The following is a 458-nucleotide window of genomic DNA, read 5'->3' on the forward strand; positions in this document are numbered from 1 at the left end:
GTTCAACGCGGGCACGAGCCGCTCGCAGCTGTCGTCGTGCTACCTGACGACGGTCGCGGACGATCTCGACGGCATCTACGAGGCGCTGAAGGACAACGCGCTGCTGTCGAAATTCGCGGGCGGCCTCGGCAACGACGTGCTCGCGAGCATCCAGCGCCTGGACATCGGCTTGGGCTTCGAGAGCGGCCTGTCGGTCGTGCTGCTCGCGATCATCCTCGACCGCATCACCGAGAGCTTCGGCCGCGCGCCGGGCACGGCGAGAGCGCCGCTCTTCTCGGGGCTGCGGCCACTGTTCGGCCCGCGCTCGCGCTCGCCGGTCGTGCAGGCCTGACGTTTCCCGCTTTCCCGCGTTTCGCCGGTTTTTTCGCCTTCCTCGTTTCGCCGATCCGGTCGTCTCCGGCGGGCTGTTCGCCGCCGGAGCGGCTTCGCGCAACCCGTTCGCTGGAGAACGATGTGAC

Annotated in this window: 1 pseudogene; it reads left to right on the plus strand. The window is 68.6% G+C overall.

Features of this window, described 5'->3' with window-relative positions:
• A pseudogene (locus tag J5M58_RS26825) lies at nt 1–331 on the plus strand (hypothetical protein); the annotation flags it as partial.
• Nucleotides 332–458 lie beyond the last annotated feature (127 nt).

Source organism: Pseudomonas sp. 32_A (assembly GCF_017490905.1).
GTDB lineage: Bacteria > Pseudomonadota > Gammaproteobacteria > Pseudomonadales > Pseudomonadaceae > Aquipseudomonas > Aquipseudomonas inefficax.